This window comes from Novosphingobium sp., from assembly GCF_024642085.1.
Taxonomy (GTDB): domain Bacteria; phylum Pseudomonadota; class Alphaproteobacteria; order Sphingomonadales; family Sphingomonadaceae; genus Novosphingobium.
The window spans coordinates 58033-75361 of sequence record NZ_JAHEBV010000014.1; the positions used below are offsets into that span (position 1 = coordinate 58033).

Sequence of the window (17329 nt, forward strand, 5' to 3'; positions counted from 1 at the left end):
CGTATGCTCACAAGGTGATGACCATCGCGCTGGCGCTGATACCTGCGGCAGTGCCCAGCAGAAGCACAGTGTCGCCTGGCTTGGCCTTGCCGGTATCAAGTGCATGGGCAAGTACGGTCGGGATCGAAGCGGCAATCTGATTGCCATGCGAATTGAACAGATCGACCACACGGTCGCTGCGCGGCGCGAACAGGCGCTTGACGTGTTCCACCCCCGGCGCACTGGCCTGGTGGCAAATGACGCAGGCCAGATCGTCCTTGCCGATCCCGGCTTGATCCAGTGCGCGTTCGATCACCCCGGGAAGACAGCGCGCCGCCGCCTTGAAAATACCAAAGGCATCCATTTCGAAATGCGAACCGGCGACCAGCGCCGCGTACCCGTCCTCCACGCGCAGGCGCGTGCCGCCAGCGCGCAGCTGGGCCAGGCCGTGATACGCGCCGTGGGTTTCGGACGCGCTGCCCGCCAGGCCGCGGAGTCCGGCCGGATCGCTTTCCAGCACCACGGCCGCTGCGCCGTCGCCAAAGATTGAGCGGACCTTGGCATTGGCCGGGTCCAGTCCGGCCGAAGCGATGTCTGCGGAAAAGACCAGCGCACGGCGCCAGCGGCGCAGGGCCAGCCCCATCGCGGCGACATCCAGCGCGGCCATGAAGGACAGGCAGGTCTGGTTGACGTCAAACGCGGCGATGCCAGATCTGCCCAGCCCCAGCCGATCCTGCACCAGCACGGCGGTGGACGGGATCGGCTGTTCCATCACCCCGCAGCCGCCAATGATCACGTCCAGGCTGGCAGGATCGGCTCCGGCGCGGGTCAGCGCCGCGCGGGAAGCCTCGGCCGCCATCATCGAGGTGGTTTCATCGGCTGCTGCAATGCCGCGCGCGGCAATGCCGAACTCTGTCTCGGTCGTAGAGGGCGCAAGGTTGTGCCGCGCATCCAGTTCGGCAGAAAGCAACTGGGTCCGCGGGGAGTACGATCCCCATCCGGCAATGCTGAAACCACTGATCACAGACGTTTACTCCGACTGATTCGCCATAACACTACATCAAATTAGACAGTGTTCAATTAAAAATTAGACAACGTTCAATTTTGGCGTTATCCCCAGTTTCATGGCGCGGCGGTCTGATCATTCTCCGAAGGAATTGCGCGCATTGCTGGTCCGTCACGGCCATGCCTTGATGGCAGAGCGCGGCTTTGCCCGCTTTTCTGCGCGCGAAGCGGCCCGCCGGGCCGGTTATGCAGTGGGCACGATCTACAACGTTTTCGGATCGCTTGATGCCTTTCTGGTGGCGATTAACAGCCAGACGTTCCTGGAATGGGCGGCAGCGCTGGAATATTCTCTGGCCGATGTCGAACCGGCTGGCACTGCCCGGCTGGAAGTGCTGGTCCACGCCTACTTTGACTATGCGCGCAGCAACGCCAATGCCTGGATGGCGATCTATGACCACCGGCACGAGGCTGAAACCGTCATCGCGGCAGAGGATCACGATGCACGCGAAGCGCTGACCGGAATTGTCGACCGCGAAGTGGTGACCTGGCTGGGACGACCCGACAGCCCGGCAATCCGGCGGCTGGTTCGCTCGCTTATCGCCATGGTCCACGGCCACTGTGCATTGTGGATCACCGGCAGCTTTTCGCTGATGAACGAGCCTGATCCGGCGGGCCAGGCAGTAGCCCGCGTTCTGGAAGTCCTGGCCGCACAGCGGCTGCGCTGAGCGCTACAGAACCTGCAAATACGAATGCGCCCGCTCAATCGGCTGCAATAGCAGTTGCCGCGTCTTGCTCCTTGCGCCTAGGCTGGACCGCAGGGGAAGATGGAAAGGCGTTGTGCAACGCGGGCGCGGTTTATCCGGCAGTCCGACCCTTGGGTGGAGACGCAGACCAGTGGCCCTTTCCGACAGACCGGCTTCGACCGACCTCGACGACGATATCCTCAATTCGCTGCGTTACCGCGTTGGCAAGAACGAAGCGGCAGCCAAGCAGCACGACTGGTACAATGCCGCAGTCAAGGCGCTGCGCGACAAGGTGGTCGATGCGTGGATGGATTCGACCACACGGACTTATGCCACCGGCGGCAAGCGGGTCTATTACCTGAGTCTGGAGTTCCTGATCGGACGGCTGCTGCGCGATGCGCTGTCGAACATGGGCATGACCGCAGAAATGGAAGAGGCACTGCGCTCGCACGGCCTCGATCTGGCCGAGCTGGAAGAACTGGAACCCGATGCCGCACTGGGCAACGGCGGACTGGGCCGGCTGGCGGCATGCTTTATGGAAAGCCTCGCCAGCCTGGATATCCCGGCCTACGGGTATGGCATCCGCTATGTGAACGGCATGTTCCGCCAGCGGATCAAGGACGGCTGGCAGATCGAGCTGCCGGAAACCTGGCTGGCCCACGGCAATCCGTGGGAGTTTGAACGGCGCGAAAGCAATTACCGCATCGGCTTCGGCGGCGAGGTGGCGGCTGAGGGTGAGCGTGCGGTGTGGAAGCCGGCCGAGCTGGTCGAAGCGACCGCCATCGACACGCCTGTGGTTGGCTGGCGCGGCAAGCGGGTCAATACCCTGCGGCTGTGGACCGCCAATGCGCTTGACCCGATCCGGCTGGATGCGTTCAACGCCGGCGATCATTTTGGTGCGCTGGCCGATCAGGTGCGTGCCGATTCGCTGGTACGCGTGCTCTATCCCGCGGACAGCAACGCTGCCGGACAGGAACTGAGGCTGCGCCAGGAATACTTTTTCACCGCCGCCTCGATCCAGGACATCGTGCGCCGCCATGTCCAGTACCAGAAGGATATTCGGACCCTGCCGCAAGAAGCGGCGATCCAGCTTAACGATACGCATCCGGCGGTCGCGGTAGCTGAACTGATGCGGCTGCTGATCGACGATCACGGGCTCGACTTTGACGAAGCGCTGGCACTGACCCGCGCTACCATCGCCTACACCAATCACACCCTGCTGCCCGAGGCGCTGGAAACCTGGCCGTTGCCGCTATTCGAACGGCTGCTGCCGCGCCACATGCAGATTATCTATGCAATCAACAGCCGGGTACTGAAGGAAGCCCAGAAGGCGGGCCTTGACGATGCCGCCATAGCTGCGATCAGCCTGATTGCCGAAGGGGGTGAACGGCGGGTGCGAATGGCCAATCTGGCCTTCACCGGCGCGCACAGTGTCAACGGAGTGGCCGCGCTCCACACTGATCTGATGAAGTCCACCGTCTTTTCGGACCTGCACGCGCTTTATCCCGACAGGATCAACAACAAGACCAACGGGGTCACGCCGCGCCGCTGGTTGCAGCAGTGCAATCCGGGGCTGACCGGCCTGCTGCGCGAAGCGATCGGCGACGGCTTTCTCGATGATACCAACCAGCTGGAAATGCTGAACGCGCTGGCCGATGACAGCGATCTTCAGGACAAAGTCCATGCGGTCAAACGGATGAACAAGGTGGCGCTGGCCGCCCACATCGCTGATCTGACCGGGGTGCAGGTCGATCCCGATGCGCTGTTCGACGTGCAGATCAAGCGGATCCATGAATACAAGCGCCAGCTGCTCAACCTGGTGGAAACGGTCGCGCTCTATGACCAGATCCGCAGCCACCCGGAACGCGACTGGGTGCCGCGTGTCAAGATCTTCGGCGGCAAGGCCGCGGCGAGCTATCACAATGCCAAGCTGATCATCAAGCTGGCCGGCGACATCGCTCGCCGGGTTAACGCCGATCCATCGGTGGGCGGCCTGCTCAAGGTGGTGTTCGTGCCCAACTACAATGTCACGCTGGCAGAGCGGATCATTCCTGCGGCGGATTTGTCGGAACAGATCAGTACGGCAGGGATGGAGGCATCGGGCACCGGCAACATGAAGTTTGCACTGAACGGCGCACTGACCATCGGCACGCTGGATGGTGCCAATATCGAGATCAAGGACCGGGTTGGCGATGACAATATCGTGATCTTCGGCCTTACTGCGGACCAGGTCGCGCAAAAGCGCGCCAATGGTTACGCACCCCGCGAAGTCATCGAAGGGCACCGCGAACTGCAGCAGGCGGTCAACTCGATCGCATCAGGCGTGTTCTCTCCCGATGATCCCGCGCGTTACAAAGACCTGATGGGCGGGCTTTACGACCACGACTGGTTCATGGTTGCCGCCGATTTCGAGGACTACACCGATGCCCAGCGCAGCGTCGACCGTCGCTGGCTGGACCAGGCGGGCTGGCGCGCATCGGCCCTGCGCAACATTGCCAACATGGGCTGGTTTTCGTCCGACCGCACGATCGGTGAATATGCCCGCGACATCTGGGGCGTGATGTGAAGCCGCCGGCTGCCGCGATCAGGGCCTTGCTGGCCGGCAGCCACGCCGATCCCTATTCATTGCTTGGCCTGCACGAAGGACCTGAAGGCACCTTCGCCCGCGCCGTGCTGCCCGGCGCCGAGGAAGTTGCCGCTTTCACTCTCAAAGGCGCGGCGCTGGGCAAACTGGCCCGGACTGACGATCGCGGGCTGTTCGAAGGCAAGGTCAAAGGCAGGCCCCGCCCGGTCAAATACCGCTGCCGCGCGCAAGATAGCGAATGGTGGGTGACGGATCCCTATTCCTTCGGTCCGGTGCTGGGCCCGACCGACGATTTTCTGATCGGCGAAGGCACGCATCTGCGCCTGTTCGACAAATTGGGCGCGCACTGCATCCATCACGAAGGCGCTGATGGCGTTCACTTTGCGGTCTGGGCGCCCAACGCGCGGCTGGTCAGTCTGGTCGGCGATTTCAACGACTGGGATGCGGCCCGGCACCCGATGCGCCAGCGCAAGGATACCGGGGTATGGGAGGTGTTCATCCCCGACATAGGCGAAGGCCGCGCCTATAAATACCGGATTACCGGACCGGACGGCACGGTCCAGCCGCTCAAGGCCGATCCCTTCGCCTTTGCTTCAGAACTGCGGCCCAAGACCGCATCCCTTACCACCCGCACCGGCAAGGCTGACTGGGGTGATGCCGATCACCGCGATTTCTGGGCCAGGACCGATCCGCGCCGCCAGCCGATATCGATCTATGAGGTCCATCCTGGATCGTGGCAGCGGGACGACAATGGCTGGTTCCTGACCTGGGACGAGATGGCCGCGCGGCTGATCCCCTATGTGGTCGACATGGGCTTTACCCATATCGAGTTTCTGCCGGTCAGCGAACATCCCTATGATCCGTCATGGGGCTATCAGACCACCGGACTTTATGCACCCAGTGCCCGGTTCGGTGATCCCCAGGGATTTGCCCGTTTTGTCGATGGTGCCCACCGCGCCGGGATCGGGGTGCTGATCGATTGGGTGCCGGCGCACTTTCCGGTCGACGATCACGGTCTGGCCCGGTTCGATGGTACGGCGCTGTACGAACACGAAGATCCCCGGCTGGGCTTCCATCCTGACTGGAACACCGCGATCTACAACTTTGGCCGGCGCGAGGTGCAAAGCTTTCTGGTCAACAACGCACTGTTCTGGGCCGAACGCTATCACGTGGACGGAATGCGCGTCGATGCCGTCGCTTCGATGCTGTACCGCGATTACAGCCGCAAAGCCGGTGAATGGATTCCCAATGCCGAAGGCGGGCGCGAAAACTGGGAAGCGGTCGATTTCCTGCGCGCGACCAACAAGGCGCTTTACGCCAGCCACGCGGGCATCCTGACGATTGCAGAGGAAAGCACCTCGTGGCCCGGCGTCTCGCTGCCTGCCTATGACGAAGGGCCGCGCACCGCGCTGGGCTTTGGCTTCAAGTGGAACATGGGCTTCATGCACGACACGCTGCAATATATGCAGCGTGATCCGGTCCACCGCAAACACCACCACAACGAGATCACCTTTGGCCTGACCTATGCCTTTTCGGAAAACTTCGTCTTGCCGCTGAGCCATGACGAAGTGGTCCACGGCAAAGGCAGCTTGCTGAACAAGATGAGCGGCGATGATTGGCAGAAGTTCGCATCGCTGCGCGCCTATTACGGGCTGATGTGGGGCTATCCGGGCAAGAAGCTGCTGTTCATGGGGCAGGAGTTTGCGCAGCGCCGCGAATGGAGCGAAGAGCGCGCGCTGGACTGGGAGCTGTGCGATGCCCCTGCCCATGCCGGGGTGCAGGGCCTGCTGCGCGACCTGAACCGTGCCTACCGCGAATACCCGGCACTTCATGCACGCGATTGCGAAAGTGAAGGCTTCGAATGGCTGGTGGTCGATGATGCGGCGGCGTCTGTGTTTGCCTGGCTGCGCAAGGTTCCGGGCGAAGCGCCGGTGGCCGTGATTAGCAATCTGACCCCGCAGCTGCACGGATCCTACAGGCTGCCCCTGCCCCATGACGGGCGCTGGCGCGAAGTGATAAACTCTGATGCTGCGGGCTATGGCGGCAGCGGCCAGGGCAACAGCGGTGTGGTGATCGCGCAAGGCGGAGCGGCCTTGCTGGTCCTGCCGCCGCTGGCCACGCTGATGCTGGTCTACGACGAATAATAGCGCCAAAACGGGCGCAACATTGGGAAGGATGCCATGACCAAACAGAGGTTACATGCCCCGCTGGCGCGCGACGCCATGGCCTATGTCCTGGCCGGAGGGCGCGGCAGCCGCCTGATGGAACTGACTGACCGGCGCGCCAAACCGGCGGTCTATTTCGGCGGGATGAGCCGGATCATCGACTTTGCCCTGTCCAATGCGATCAATTCAGGCATTCGCCGGATCGGCGTTGCGACGCAGTACAAGGCGCATTCGCTGATCCGCCACATGCAGCGCGGCTGGAACTTCCTGCGCCCCGAACGCAACGAGAGCTTCGATATCCTGCCCGCCAGCCAGCGCGTGTCCGAAATGCAATGGTACGAAGGCACCGCCGATGCCGTGTACCAGAACATCGACATCATCGAGAGCCACGCGCCCCGTTACATGGTCATTCTGGCCGGCGATCACATCTACAAGATGGATTACGAACTGATGTTGCAGCAGCACGTCAATTCGGGTGCGGATGTCACTGTGGGCTGCCTGGTGGTGCCGCGTGCAGAAGCCAGCGGATTTGGCGTTATGGCGGTCGACAAGACCAGCCGCATCACAGCATTCGTCGAAAAACCGAAAGATCCGCCGCCGATGCCGGACAACCCGGACATGGCGCTCGCCTCGATGGGGATTTACGTGTTCGAGACGAAGTTCCTGTTCGATCAATTGCGCCGCGATGCGGCGGATCCTGAATCCAAGCGCGATTTCGGCGGCGATATCATTCCCTACATCGTCAAGCACGGCAAAGCCGTGGCGCACAAGTTCACTGACAGCTGCATCCGTGCCGCCGACGAAATCGAGGAATACTGGCGCGACGTGGGTACGATCGACGCCTATTTCGAAGCCAATCTAGACCTGACCGATGTGGTCCCCAAACTTGATATGTATGATCGCGACTGGCGTATCTGGACCGATCAGATCGTCTCGTCGCCTGCCAAGTTCGTCCATGACGAGGAAGGCCGCCGGGGCCAGGCCATTGCCAGCCTGATCAGCCAGGATTGCATCGTTTCGGGCGCCACCGCAAACCGCAGCCTGCTGTTTACCGCGGTCAAGATGGGCAGCTTTTCGTCAGTGAGCGAAGGGGTGATCCTGCCCTATTGCAACATCGGGCGCGGCGCGCGGCTATCGCGGGTAATTGTCGATTCGGGCGTGCGAATACCCGAGGGTCTGGTTGTGGGAGAGGATCCCGAACTCGATGCCCGGCGCTTCCGCCGCAGCGAAGGCGGGGTATGTCTGATCACCAAGCCGATGATCGAACGGCTGGGATGACTTTGCGCGTTCTCTCGGTCGCGTCGGAAGCCGTGCCGCTGGTCAAGACCGGCGGACTGGCTGACGTGGCCGGGGCGCTTCCCGCCGCACTGGCCCCGCACGGCGCCGTCTTGACCACGTTTCTGCCCGGCTATCCCGCCGTGCTAGGCGCGATGAAACGCGCCAAAACGGTCCATCAGTGGAGCGACCTGCTGGGCGAGGATGCCCGGCTGCTGGCCGGCAAGATTGCCGGGCATCCTTTGCTGGTGCTTGACGTGCCCCATCTGTTTCAGCGCGACGGCACGCCTTATGGCGATGCGCGCGGCAAGGACTGGGAAGACAACTGGCGCCGCTTTGCTGCCTTTGGCCGCGCTGCCGCCGATGTTGCCGAAGGGGCGGGACAGGGCAAGGCAGGTGCCTTCGACCTGATCCACGCACATGATTGGCAAGCGGGCATGACCCTTGCCTACAACCGTTTTGCGCCTGCATCGGGTGCACCGCTGCCAGCGGTGATGACGATCCACAACATGGCCTTCCAAGGGTACTTTGACGCCCGGATTTTCCGCGGCCTGGGCCTGCCCAGGGCAGCCTGGGCGATGGACGGTGTTGAAAGTTATGGCGGGGTGGGCTTCCTCAAGGCCGGGCTGCAGGCGGCCGATGCCATTACCACGGTCAGCCCCAGCTATGCTGCCGAGATTCGGCTGCCCGAGTTCGGCATGGGGCTTGAAGGGTTGATCGCCAGCCGGGGATCGGCGGTCAGCGGTGTGCTGAACGGCATCGACAATGGGGAATGGAACCCGGCCACCGACGCGGCGCTGGCCAGGCCCTACACCGCCAAGACGCTGGGCGGGCGCAAAGCCAACAAGCGCGCGCTCGAAGCCGAGTTTGCACTCGACAGGGACGACGGCCCGCTGTTCATCGTAGTCAGTCGCCTGACCTGGCAAAAGGGCATGGACGTGCTGCCCGAGGTGCTGGATCACCTGATCGGACTGGGCGGGCGGCTTGCCCTCCTCGGCTCGGGCGACAAGGCGATCGAGCACGAGCTGCACCGTGCGGCACTGCGCCATCGAGGCCGTATCGGCATTCGCATCGGCTATGACGAGGCGCTGTCGCACCGCATGCAGGGCGGCGGCGATGCCATTTTGGTGCCCAGCCGGTTCGAACCGTGCGGCCTTACCCAGCTTTATGGCCTCGCTTACGGCTGTGTGCCCGTGGTGGCGCGCACCGGCGGATTGGCCGATACGGTGATTGATGCCAATGTCGCGGCGCTGGCGCAGGGCGCGGCAACCGGCGTGCAATTCGTCGGGGTCAGCTATTGCGCCTTTGCCGAAGCGATTTCCCGCACTATCGCGCTGTACGCAGACAAGCCCCGGTGGAAGCAAGTGCAGGTCAACGGCATGGCTTGCGATTTTTCCTGGGGTCCAAGCGGCGCGGCCTATGCCGCGCTCTATCGCAGCCTGACCGGAACCAGACCATGACCAGCATCGCCCATCCCACCACGCCGTTTACGGATCAGAAGCCAGGCACGTCGGGCCTGCGCAAAAAGGTCAAGGTGTTCCAGCAGCCCAACTATGCGGAGAACTTCATTCAGGCGGTGTTCGACGTGGCGCAGGCGCCGCCCGGCTCGATCCTGGTCATCGGCGGTGATGGCCGGTTTCACAACCGCGCCGTGATCCAGCAGGCAATCCGCATGGCCGCGGCCAACGGTTATGGCAGGGTGCTGGTCGGGCAGGGCGGGATACTGTCCACTCCGGCAGCCAGCTGCGTGATTCGCAAGTACCACGCCAGCGGCGGGCTTATTTTGTCGGCCAGTCATAATCCCGGCGGCCCGGACGAAGATTTCGGCATCAAGTACAACGGCGCCAACGGCGGCCCGGCTCCGGAAAGCGTGACCGCAGCGGTGTTCGCGCGCACGATGGTCATAGACCGCTGGTTTGGCGTCGAAGCAGCCGATATCGATCTTGATACGGCCGGCGATGTGAACGTGGCGGGGATGACGGTTTCGGTAATCGATCCGGTGGCCGATTGGGCCGACCTGATGGAAACCCTGTTCGACTTTGCCGCCATCCGCGCCAGTGTGCAGGGCGGGCTGACAATGGCCTTCGATGCCATGCATGCGGTCACCGGACCCTATGCTCACGAGGTTCTGGAAAGGCGGCTGGGCTTTGCCTCCGGTACTGTCCGCAACGGGGTCCCGCTGGAGGATTTTGGCGGACACCACCCCGATCCCAACCTGGTGCATGCCAAATTGCTCCATGATCTGATGATGGATGCGGAAATGGCCCCGGCCTTTGGCGCTGCATCGGACGGAGACGGCGACCGCAATCTGATCATTGGCAAGGGCATCTTTGTCACTCCGTCCGATTCGCTGGCCATGCTGGCCGCCAACGCCCATCTCGCCCCAGGCTATGCGACGGGTCTGGCTGGAGTGGCGCGGTCCATGCCGACCAGCGCCGCGGTGGACCGCGTGGCGCTGGGCCTAGGCATTCCGTGCTTTGAAACCCCCACCGGGTGGAAGTTCTTCGGCAACCTGCTGGATGCGGGAAAAGCGACCCTGTGCGGCGAGGAGAGCGCAGGAACCGGCAGCAACCACGTCCGCGAAAAGGACGGTTTGTGGGCGGTGTTGCTATGGTTGAACGTGCTGGCCGTGCGCGAACAGCCCGTTGCCGAAATCGCGCGCGAACACTGGGCGCTCTATGGGCGCAATTACTATGCCCGTCACGATTACGAAGCCGTCGAAAGTGCCAGCGCCGATATGCTGATGACCCAGGTGACTGCGGCCCTGCCTACCCTGACAGGCAAAGCGTTCGGCCCGCTGGTCGTCGCGGCGGCGGACAGCTTTGCCTATGACGATCCGGTTGATGGATCGGTCAGCACAGATCAGGGCTTGCGGGTGCTGTTTGAAGGCGGTTCGCGCGTGGTCTTCCGCCTATCGGGTACCGGCACTGAAGGGGCAACGGTGCGGGTTTATCTCGAACGTTACGAGCCTCCCTCGGGTGTTCTGGATGCGGACACCTCTGCTATGCTGGCTGATCTTATCGCGGCGGCGGAAAGTATCGCCGGGATCGCGCGGCACACCGGCCGCAGCGCGCCAGACGTGATTACCTGATGGCGCAAAACGGGGTCACGACCAGACCCGACAAAACCATTTTTTCTGTCCGTGCGCCAAATGCTACGGCCATGTGGCTGTGCCTGTTTCGCGGTGAAGATGAGCAGCGGCACGCCATGGTGCGCGATGCTGAAAACTGGATCTGCACGCTTCAGGGTGACTTGACCGGCGCGCGCTACGGCTACCGCGCTGACGGGCGATGGGCGCCGGATGAGGGGCACTGGTTCGATCCGGCCAAGCTGCTGGTCGACCCCTATGCGATCGAACTGGACCGCCGCTTTGTCCAGGCCCCCGAACTGGCCCAGCGTGGCGTCGAAACCGCGTACTGGGTGCCGCGCGCGGTCGTCCAGGGCGCGTTGCAGCAAGTTCCGCTCCAGCTGCCAGTATTCACGAAAGGAGGGCTGATCTACGAGATCAACGTCCGTGCCTTCACCATGCTGCATCCCGATGTGCCCCAAGCGCTGCGGGGAACGGTGGCGGCGCTGGGCCATCCAGCCGTCATTGCGCATCTCAGCAAGCTGGCGGTCAGCGCCATCGAATTGATGCCGATCATTGCTTGGATTGATGAACGCCATCTCCCACCGCTTGGCCTGACCAACGCCTGGGGTTACAACCCGGTGGCCATGATGGCGCTTGATCCGGGCTTATGTCCGGGCGGAGTCGCGGAACTGCGTGATGCCGTGGCGGCGCTGCATGCAGCAGGGATCGGGGTGCTCCTCGATCTCGTACTTAACCATTCGGGCGAAAGCGATTTCGAAGGTGGTGTGCTGTCGCTGCGCGGGCTCGATGATAGCGCCTATGCGCGCGACGATGTAGGCCAATTGATAAACGATACCGGCTGCGGCAACACGCTGGACTTTGCGCAAGGTTGGGTGCGGCAGCTGGCTCTGAATGCGCTTCGCCATTTTGTGCGCCGTTGCGGGATTGACGGGTTTCGCTTTGATCTGGCTCCGGTTCTCGCGCGCGGACCGGGTTTTGATGCCCACGCGCCTTTCTTTGCCGAACTCGCGGCTGACCCTCTGCTGGCCGACCGTGTGCTGATTGCCGAGCCTTGGGACATCGGCCCCGGGGGCTACCAATTGGGCAACTTTCCAGCAACATGGCTGGAATGGAACGACCGTTTCCGCGACGATGTGCGCCGGTTTTGGCGCGGCGACGGAACGGTTGGCGCGCAAGCAAAGCGGCTGGCAGGATCATCTGATGTGTTTGGAGCAGATTGCCGCAGCATTAATTTTCTGGCCGCCCACGATGGCTTCACTCTGGCCGACACTGTTGCTTACGAAGCGCGCGACAACTTTGCCAATGGCGAGGATAACCGTGACGGCCACGGGGAAAACTACAGTTGGAACAATGGCGTGGAAGGGCCCAGCGCTGATCCCGCAATTATTGCCGCGCGCCGGACTGATCTGCGTGCGCTGCTAATGACGTTGTTCGCCTCGACGGGAACGATCATGCTGACCGCCGGGGATGAGTTCGGCCGCACCCAGCACGGCAACAACAACGCTTATTGCCAGGACAACCCAATCGGCTGGATAAACTGGGACTCCCGCGACCGGGACCTTGAAAGTTTCGTAGCGGAGCTATCCCGCGCACGCGCCGCAAGGCTGGCCGCATATCGCACGCTCCCTGAAGGCGGCGGGTGGTTTCATCCCGAAGGCCGCGCGATGGCACCGGCGGATTGGGAAAACACAGCGACTGATGGTTTCGACTTCATCCCCCCACCCGTTTCACTGCGGCCGCCGTTGAAAGTCCGGCGTGCCGCGCGCGTGATCGAAGGGTAGCGCCAAAGCCAGAAAGGGACGAACCTGCAATGGCAGGCCCGCCCCTTAATCCGTTATTGAAGGCTATTTTGCTTGCGGAGCTGCCGCTGCTGCATTGGCCGGCAAGCCGCCTAATTGGGTCACCATCTTGGTATAGGCATCAAGGTAGGCGAGCACGATGATTTGCCCGATTTCGGTGTTCTGATAGCCGCCACCGGCCGCGCCGCCAAAAGCGCCCCCGCCAAACAGGCCGCCGCCGGCACCCCAGCCCAGGTCTGACTTACGGTAATAGCCTTCGGTCAGGGCCATTTCTTCGGTCGTGCGCGCATTAACTGCCGAAAGGGTCACGTTGGCTTCGCCCTTCTTGACGCTGATTCCGCCAAGGATCGCGCCGGCCCCGCGTCCAAACAATCCGCCGCCGATCCCGCCGAGCACACCGCCAAGGCCGCCGCCACCGGAATTCCTGTTGGTCGAGACGATGTCAGGCTGAAGGAAATAATCGGCAGCCTTGACCTGGCCTTTGCCCAGGTTGGAACCGGCCTGCAGCTCGCCATTATCGGCCATGGCGCGTTCCATTGCGCGATTCTGCATCGACCGGCCACGATTGACCAGACTGAAGCAACCCGACTGCTGGACGAAGATCTTGAGGATCGCTTCAGGGCTGCCCAGGCTCAGCTCGCGCCACCACTGGGTATCGGGCTCGACGATCGCAACGGTACCCAGGTTGCGTGTGCAGCGCGGAATCTCGCGCGTGCCCTTGGCCTGCGCCTGGCGACCGGATGAACCATTGTCCTTGGCAAAAGCGGGAACACCGATTGTTGCAATAAGGGCCAGCGCGACCGCGCCGCAGATAGACTTGCGCATTTCAAACTCCCAGTTCGAACCGCGGCTCCATCCATGGATTACCGCTTCAAAGGCGCGACCCCCGACGCGTGCAGTCTATGCTTCCTGTGATGATCTGACTTGGCGATTTGCGCCAACATACTGGAAATCACACCGGCTTGTTGTCGATCAGCCGCGTACCACCAATTCGTGCAGCAACAAACAGCCGTGCATGGTTGTCGTTGCCTTTCAGGGAAGTCGAAAGGCTACCGGCGTCACGCACCTCGGCATAGTCTACAGAAGCAAAGCCTCCGGTCAGCAGATCGTGCGACAGCTTTGCCAGCACAGCCTGTTGCTCGTCACCGGCCCGAAGCGCGGCGATCGCCGCATCCATGGCGCGGGGCAAGGTGGCCGCCTGGGCGCGCTGGCCGGGTGCGAGGTAGGCGTTGCGGGAAGATAGGGCGAGCCCGTCTGCCTCGCGCACCGTGGCCACACCTATTATGGCGTCGGCATGGGGCGCGGTCAGGTCAAGGTCGCGCGCCATGCGGCGAATGACGGCAAGCTGCTGCCAATCCTTTTCGCCGAACAGCGCTACATCGGGCTGGACCTGGTTGAACAGCTTGAGCACGACGGTTGAAACTCCGTCAAAATGGCCTGGTCGGGCAGTGCCGCACAGGCCGTCGCTAATTCCGCTGACCGACACGCCGGTACCATAGCCGATCGGATACATTACTTCAGCGGTAGGCGCCCACAGGATGCTGACCCCTTCAGCGTCCAGCAATTCGCTGTCCCGCTCAAGCTGACGAGGATACCGGCTGAGATCCTCATTCACTCCGAACTGGCGCGGATTCACGAATATCGAGACGACGACATGGCGCGCCCTTTGGCGTGCCTCGCGCACAAGGGCGAGATGACCTTCGTGCAGTGCGCCCATGGTGGGCACCAGCGCGATCGAGCCGTCGGCACGCAGCGCGGTCAGGGCATTGCGCAGTGGATCAAGCGATGTCACCGTTTGCACGGCCAAACCCCCTCCTGTAGAAAACCTTGTAGGCTTTCGGGCCAGCCGCTCCTATGCCGCAACACAGCGGGGAGCAACCCGTTCAATCCAGCAGTCAAGGTAAGCCGTGTCCGTCATTTCAGCTCCGCACCGTATAGTTTTCGCCAATGAAAAGGGCGGCACCGGCAAATCGACCACGGCGGTCCATGTCGCTATCGCGCTTGCCTATCAGGGCGCCAAGGTGGCCGCGATAGACCTCGACCCGCGCCAGCGTACACTGCACCGCTATCTGGAAAACCGCGCGGAGACGGCGGCGCGCCGTGACATAGACCTGCCGTCTGCCAGCTTTGCAGTATTTGAAGGCGAGATGACCGAGGATCTGGACGATATGGCTGCCCGCGTCGGCAAGGACATGGATTTCTTGATCTATGATACGCCCGGCCGCGACGATCCTTTTGCCCGCCACGCTGCGACCGGGGCGGATACGCTGGTCACTCCGCTGAACGACAGCTTTGTCGATTTCGACTTGATCGGCCAGGTGGACGCAGAAACGTTCAAGGTTCGCCGTTTGTCGTTTTATGCCGAATTGATCTGGGAGGCGCGCAAGAAGCGGGCCCTGGCGACCATCCAGGACAAGCGCCGCGAAATGGACTGGGTGGTCGTGCGCAACCGCACCCAGCATGTCGAAGCACGAAACATGCGCCGCCTGGACCAGGCGCTGACCGAACTGTCAAAGCGCGTGGGCTTCCGGATCGCCAGCGGCCTATCGGAGCGCGTAATCTACCGCGAATTGTTCCCCTCGGGTCTGACGCTCCTAGACAAGGGACATCTTGGCGAGCTGGGCACAAGCCACCTCGTCGCGCGGCAGGAACTGCGCGCGCTCATCGCCTCGCTGGGGCTGCCAATGCCGGCACCGCGCGAGCCGCAGTTGACGCTGGCTGCTGAAGGCTGACGTTGGACCATGGCAAAACTGGTCACGCTGCTTTTGCTTGGTGCATTGGCCCTGCGGGCGATGACCGGGCAGTGGCCGTGGGAACTTTGGCGCCAGTCTGAACGCGCTCAGGATGAGGCGCAGGCGCGCGCGCTTTTGGGAGTGGGCCGGGATGCGCGGGCTCAAGATATCGTCGAAGCGCATCGCCGGCTGTTGACGCGGATCCATCCTGATCGCGGCGGCTCTTCGGAACAGGTTCACGCCGCGGCCAGCGCCCGTGACTTGCTGCTCGCCCGGATTGATCGGATAGGTCCTAAGGGATGACCGGACACCGGTTCCATCCGGAAATCCTGCGCGAATACGATATCAGGGGTCAGGTCGGACCCCAGCTTGGCGTTGACGATGCCTTTGCCTTGGGGCGCGGATTTGCAACGGTGCTGCGCGAGGATGGCGGAGACTGCGTGGCGGTCGGCCGCGACGGGCGGCTGACATCGCCAGAGCTTGAAGCCGCATTGGTCGCGGGCCTGATGGCGGGCGGGGCGGACGTGATCCGCATCGGGCTTGGCCCGACGCCGATGCTTTACTTTGCCGAGGCGACGCTAGAGCAGGCGCAGGGCGGCATTCAGGTAACTGGCAGCCACAATCCCGCCGATCACAACGGCTTCAAGATAGTATTTCGCGGACGGCCGTTCTGCGGGGATGAATTGCGCATTTTGGGCCAGCGAGCGCTTACCGGTGACTGGTCGACCGGGGCAGGAACCTGCCAGGATCTTGAGGTGCTCCCCGCCTATGTAGACCGGATGGTTTGTGCGCTCGCCGGGCTCGACCAAGCAAAGCTGGAGGCGCTGCGGATCGGCTGGGATGCCGGGAACGGAGCGGCCGGCCCTGCACTCGAACGTCTGATTGCCCGCCTTCCCGGTCAGCATATTGCCTTGTTCACCCATGTAGACGGTACCTTTCCGCATCATCATCCCGACCCCACGGTCGAGGCGAACCTTGCCGATCTGAAGGTTCTGGTCGCGGCCAAGTCGCTCGATTTCGGAGTGGCATTGGACGGTGACGGCGATCGAATCGTGGTCATTGACGCCAGGGGGCGGGTGCTGTTTGGTGACCAGTTGCTCATGATTCTGGCCGAAGACCTTCTGCTGCGGGCCCCGGGATCCACGGTGATCGGGGATGTGAAGGCCTCGCAGACCCTGTTCGACCAGATTGCAAAGTTGGGTGGACGAGCGGTTATGGGAAAAACCGGACACAGCCTGATCAAATCCGAAATGAAGCGGATTGGCGCCCTGATTGGCGGCGAGATGACCGGCCACCTTATGTTCGCCGATGATTGGTACGGATTTGACGATGCGCTTTATGCGGCGCTGAGGCTGATCGCGGCCACGATCCGTCTGGACAAGTCGATCACAAGATTGCGTGATGATATGCCAGAGCTGGTAAACACCCCTGAACTGCGGTTTCAAGTGGAAGAGGCGCGCAAGTTTGGCGTGGTTGAAGAAGTCGCGGTGCGTCTTGCTGCAGCAGGAGCTAACATCGTCACGATCGACGGAGTGCGGGTGACGACACCGGACGGCTGGTGGCTGGTGCGCGCGTCCAACACGCAGGACGTACTGGTTCTGCGCGCAGAAAGCGTGACGACGGAAGGATTGGACAGGCTATTGGCCGCCGCCGATGCACAGCTGGCGCAATCTGGAGTTAAGCGCGCAGCCTAGACCAGCCAGGGCAGAGGCGCCGCTGCCGCAACGACCGCTGCCAGCAAGGTTGCAGCACCTGGCCAGACAGCGCGCCATCCGGCCAATCCGATCGCCGTAGCGGCCTTGAACAGCGTATTGAGGAGGACCGGCGGAAGCAGTACCAAGCCCGCAATCCCGGCAGGCAGTGTCGCCTCTGGGAGGTTGCCCAAGGTAATAATGGCCGAATCGACGTCCACCACTCCAGACACAGCCAGGACTGTGGCCAGCCCGGCGTGGCCAA

At 62.6% G+C, this 17329-nt stretch carries 14 protein-coding genes; 10 read left to right on the top strand and 4 right to left on the bottom strand.

The window, feature by feature from the left end:
* Positions 1-7: 7 nt before the first annotated feature.
* Positions 8-1003: a 3-oxoacyl-[acyl-carrier-protein] synthase III C-terminal domain-containing protein gene (locus tag Q0L62_RS07925; protein WP_296678662.1), complete on the bottom strand. Its 996-nt coding sequence runs from the start codon at positions 1001-1003 to the stop codon at positions 8-10.
* 100 nt (positions 1004-1103) lie between these two features.
* On the opposite strand from Q0L62_RS07925, the gene Q0L62_RS07930 reads away from it, so the two are divergent.
* The 7 genes from Q0L62_RS07930 to glgX all read left to right on the top strand — a co-directional run bounded on the left by Q0L62_RS07930 (position 1104) and on the right by glgX (position 12623).
* Entirely contained in the window at positions 1104-1709 is a 606-nt protein-coding gene (locus tag Q0L62_RS07930) for a TetR/AcrR family transcriptional regulator (RefSeq protein ID WP_296678664.1), read from the top strand.
* 169 nt (positions 1710-1878) lie between these two features.
* Complete coding sequence (locus Q0L62_RS07935; protein ID WP_296678666.1) at positions 1879-4293, top strand: glycogen/starch/alpha-glucan phosphorylase; 2415 nt, start codon at positions 1879-1881, stop codon at positions 4291-4293.
* Positions 4290-6455, top strand: coding sequence for a 1,4-alpha-glucan branching protein GlgB (gene glgB / locus Q0L62_RS07940; protein ID WP_296678667.1), 2166 nt, complete (start codon positions 4290-4292; stop codon positions 6453-6455). The genes Q0L62_RS07935 and glgB overlap by 4 nt, the downstream gene beginning before the upstream one ends.
* Before the next feature lie 36 nt (positions 6456-6491).
* Positions 6492-7754, top strand: a complete 1263-nt coding sequence (gene glgC / locus Q0L62_RS07945; RefSeq protein ID WP_296678669.1) for a glucose-1-phosphate adenylyltransferase — start codon at positions 6492-6494, stop codon at positions 7752-7754.
* Positions 7751-9211: a glycogen synthase GlgA gene (glgA, locus tag Q0L62_RS07950; RefSeq protein WP_296678687.1), complete on the top strand. Its 1461-nt coding sequence runs from the start codon at positions 7751-7753 to the stop codon at positions 9209-9211. The genes glgC and glgA overlap by 4 nt, the downstream gene beginning before the upstream one ends.
* Positions 9208-10842, top strand: coding sequence for an alpha-D-glucose phosphate-specific phosphoglucomutase (locus Q0L62_RS07955; protein WP_296678671.1), 1635 nt, complete (start codon positions 9208-9210; stop codon positions 10840-10842). Before glgA ends, Q0L62_RS07955 begins: the two co-directional genes overlap by 4 nt.
* Complete coding sequence (gene glgX / locus Q0L62_RS07960; RefSeq protein ID WP_296678674.1) at positions 10842-12623, top strand: glycogen debranching protein GlgX; 1782 nt, start codon at positions 10842-10844, stop codon at positions 12621-12623. The genes Q0L62_RS07955 and glgX overlap by 1 nt, the downstream gene beginning before the upstream one ends.
* A 63-nt stretch (positions 12624-12686) precedes the next feature.
* Here the strand turns inward: glgX and Q0L62_RS07965 are convergent, their stop codons facing one another.
* Positions 12687-13466 (bottom strand): CsgG/HfaB family protein, encoded by a 780-nt coding sequence (locus Q0L62_RS07965; protein WP_296678676.1) that lies wholly within the window; start codon positions 13464-13466, stop codon positions 12687-12689.
* A gap of 127 nt (positions 13467-13593) precedes the next feature.
* Positions 13594-14442, bottom strand: a complete 849-nt coding sequence (gene panC, locus Q0L62_RS07970; protein WP_296678691.1) for a pantoate--beta-alanine ligase — start codon at positions 14440-14442, stop codon at positions 13594-13596.
* Positions 14443-14548: 106 nt separating this feature from the next.
* On the opposite strand from panC, the gene Q0L62_RS07975 reads away from it, so the two are divergent.
* The 3 genes from Q0L62_RS07975 to pgmG are packed head-to-tail and all read left to right on the top strand — an operon-like array spanning position 14549 to position 17067.
* Complete coding sequence (locus Q0L62_RS07975) at positions 14549-15373, top strand: division plane positioning ATPase MipZ (protein WP_296678677.1); 825 nt, start codon at positions 14549-14551, stop codon at positions 15371-15373.
* A gap of 9 nt (positions 15374-15382) precedes the next feature.
* Positions 15383-15676, top strand: coding sequence for a molecular chaperone DnaJ (locus Q0L62_RS07980; RefSeq protein ID WP_296678679.1), 294 nt, complete (start codon positions 15383-15385; stop codon positions 15674-15676).
* The gene (gene pgmG, locus Q0L62_RS07985) at positions 15673-17067 is read left to right on the top strand and encodes a phosphoglucomutase/phosphomannomutase PgmG (protein ID WP_296678681.1); all 1395 of its coding nucleotides are present in this window, start codon (positions 15673-15675) and stop codon (positions 17065-17067) included. The genes Q0L62_RS07980 and pgmG overlap by 4 nt, the downstream gene beginning before the upstream one ends.
* Here pgmG and Q0L62_RS07990 read toward each other — a convergent pair.
* The coding region (locus Q0L62_RS07990; protein WP_296678683.1) for a DUF4010 domain-containing protein at positions 17064-17329 on the bottom strand (266 nt) is incomplete at its 5' end. The two genes, pgmG and Q0L62_RS07990, sit on opposite strands and share 4 nt — an antisense overlap.